General features: G+C 61.2%; 4 protein-coding genes. All 4 read left to right on the forward strand.

Annotated elements, in window-relative coordinates; genetic code table 11:
- Window positions 1-583 (forward strand): prepilin peptidase (locus ACQ4N8_RS28045; protein ID WP_430707659.1); only part of this gene is annotated, 583 nt, incomplete at its 5' end.
- Complete coding sequence (pilM, locus tag ACQ4N8_RS28050; RefSeq protein ID WP_430707660.1) at window positions 550-1,509, forward strand: type IV pilus biogenesis protein PilM; 960 nt, start codon at window positions 550-552, stop codon at window positions 1,507-1,509. The genes ACQ4N8_RS28045 and pilM, both read left to right, overlap by 34 nt.
- Window positions 1,506-2,051: a hypothetical protein gene (locus ACQ4N8_RS28055; protein WP_430707661.1), complete on the forward strand. Its 546-nt coding sequence runs from the start codon at window positions 1,506-1,508 to the stop codon at window positions 2,049-2,051. The genes pilM and ACQ4N8_RS28055 overlap by 4 nt, the downstream gene beginning before the upstream one ends.
- Complete coding sequence (locus ACQ4N8_RS28060) at window positions 2,048-2,761, forward strand: hypothetical protein (protein WP_430707662.1); 714 nt, start codon at window positions 2,048-2,050, stop codon at window positions 2,759-2,761. The genes ACQ4N8_RS28055 and ACQ4N8_RS28060 overlap by 4 nt, the downstream gene beginning before the upstream one ends.
- Window positions 2,762-2,889: the final 128 nt, after the last annotated feature.

Below are 2,889 nucleotides of genomic sequence, written 5' to 3' on the forward strand. Positions count from 1 at the left end.
CGCCCTGCCGCGCGCCTCCGGCCGGCAGCGCCGGGCCGGAGACCTCGCCGCCGCCCTCGGGACGGCGGCGCTGTTCGCCCTGATGCACCTGCAGTTCGGTGCATCGGGCGCATGGGCGGTCGGCCTGCTGCTGACCGCGCTGGCCGTGCTGATCGCGGTCACGGACCTGACCGCGAAGATCATCCCCAACGGCGCCTTGCTCGGCTTCGGCGCCGTGCTGCTCGTCGCCGCCCCGCTGGCCGGCGGCGGCCCGCTGTGGAGCCACGCGCTGGGCGCGCTCAGCGGCGGCGGGCTGCTGCTGGTTCTCGCCCTTCTCACCTCCGGCCGGGGGATGGGGATGGGCGACGTGAAGCTGCTGGCCGTGTTCGGCTGGGTCATCGGCTTTCCCGGCGTACTTCTGGCCTTGTTTCTGGCCAGTGCCGCCGGCGCGGCCGCCGGACTGCTGCAGCAGGCGCTGGGGCGTAGAAGCCGCGGCCAGGCGCTGGCGTTTGGTCCCTTTTTGGCGATCGGCACCTTAGCGATTTACATGTATGGAAAGGAGATCATCCATTGGTATCTGCAAAACGTCATGCCTCACTACTAAACCGGCGGCCGTCGAACATCGGCATCACGATCGATGAGGATGGGATCCGTTACGTAAAATTCAACCCCAAACGCGGTACCGTGGAGCGCGCCGGCATGCTGCCGGTGGATGCCGGGCTGAACGAGGACGGGGTGCCCGACGTGTCCGGATTGACGGAGGTGGTGAAGCGCTGGGCGAATCGGCGGGGACTCACCGGAAAAAAAGTTCATTTGGCCGCTCCAACCGCCCAGTCGTTTATTCGTCTGCTGCAGGTACCTAAGGTCAAAAAAAGACAGCAGCGCCGCGTGACCGATCTGGAAGTCGAGGGCAGCATCCGTTTGCCCTTTGAGGATCCGGTCATCGACTACTATTGGATGGAGGAGCGGGAACAGGAAGATTCCCTGCTTACTCTCGTCGCCGCCGTGCCGCGTCCGGTTATTCAAGAGATGGTCACCGCGCTGGAGCAGTCCGGACTGCGTTTGGAATCCGTCGATTTGGCCACGATCGCATTGTCCCGGATACTCCGGCAGCAGCATTTGCTGAGCGAAACCAGTAACGTGATGGCGATCAATTTTAAAGCCAAAGAAGCGGAAGTATATACCTATCACCGCGGACTTCCCGATTTCGTGCGGACCTTTCCGCTGGAGCCGATGTCGGGGGACCGTCTGAATTCATGGCGGTATGGGGAAATCGTTTCCTCGGTGACCCGGATCATGAACTTTTACGAGTACACGCTCCATGAAGGCCATGAGCGCGTGCAAAGCATCATGATTGCCGGCGCAGCACCGGACAAACCGGAAATCGCGCGGCAATTGTCGGGGGCTTTCGAGCAGGTGGCCGTGTCCGAAGTCGACCTTTCTCCTTATTTTGCCGGGATGGAAATGGCCGACCAGGGCAGCTATGCGATCGCGCTCGGACTGGCTTTGAAGGGGGCGGTAACCCGATGATCGATATTAATCTGCTTCCGCCCAAAGAACGTTCGGCCTCGGCCGGACGGGGGATTCCGGTCTTGCTTCTCCTCGTCGGCCTGGGGATCGGCACATATTTCGGGTACGATTACCTGAGGGTAAGGGAGTCCGCTGCGGCGCTGCTGAATTCGATTGCCGAAACGGAGCAGCAGCAGGTGATGCTGCAGCAGGAGCTGCAAAGCTTGGGGGCGTCGGGCTCAGGTTCCGTAGACGGAAGTCTTATTGATGCGCTCGCGCTGCAGCGTCCCGATCTAAAAGCGATGCTGGGCAACCTGACCGCACCGCTGCAGGCCGGAAGCAAGCTGGAGACTGTGGAGCTTAGCGGCAACGGCTTGGCGTGGACTTGTCGGTTTCCCGGTCTGAGCGAGGCCAGTGCCTACTCGGCTGCGCTTCGGGAGTCCTCCGGCAAGAGCGGGGAACTGATTCGATCGGTCAAGGAAGCCCCGGGGCAAGGGTACATCGGATCCTTTCAACTAACGCCGGAGGCGGGTACGGCGGAAACGGCGGGTGATGCCAAATGAGGACGGGAACCCAAAACGGGTTGGCCGGTGCCCGTTGGATGCTGGCAGCCGCCGTCATCATGCTGGCGGCCGGTTCGTTTTACTTTTTCGGCTATCGGCCGGCCGTGTCGGAATCCGCGAGTCTGCAATCCGAACGCGAAGAAAAAGAACAATTCCTGCAAAAGACTGCGGCCGTCGTCAGTGCCAAGCGAGATGAGGCGGCTGCGGGCAACGCTTCGGCCGATGCGGCCAAACGCGAAGCCACTATCCCTGCCCGGCCTGATCGGGAGGGCATTTTGCTGGATTTGGAACGGGCCGCGAAGGAATCCGGCGTGCAGCTGCAGGAGATCGTGTTCGAGGAGCCGGAAGCCGGTCTGCAGGAAGGGGCTTTGGAAGGCGTCTCTACCGTAGATTCTTCGGCCTCCGACGAGAATGGCTTCATTGCGGGCAATACGGCAACCTCCAACCCTTCCCGGTCCTTCTCCGGCGGCTTGTCCGCTGCTTTGCATGGAGCGGGGCTTGTCGAGGAAACCGCCCTGGGCTCGGCGGGAATTTCGGCCGTATCGCTGCAAGTGAATCTCAAAGGCACGCTGGCAGCGGTCCAAAGCTTCTCGGCTAGTTTGCAGGAGGCGGAGCGGTTATACGTAGTCCGTTCCTTTGGGTATGGGCGCGATGAGGTTACGGGTAGCGAAACCTCCGTGATCGGTCTTGCGGCTTTTTACCGGGAGTAACGTTGATTCCTATCCCAAAGAACAAGAAAAGCATCCCCGGCTTTTGGAGTGCACCCCTTATACTAGACATTGGAAACCCCCCTTGGGTAAACCGATGAAATATAAGGGGTGCATTTTTCATGGCGATC

Origin of the sequence: Paenibacillus macerans, from assembly GCF_050565405.1 — a bacterium.
GTDB classification, from domain to species: domain Bacteria; phylum Bacillota; class Bacilli; order Paenibacillales; family Paenibacillaceae; genus Fontibacillus; species Fontibacillus macerans_B.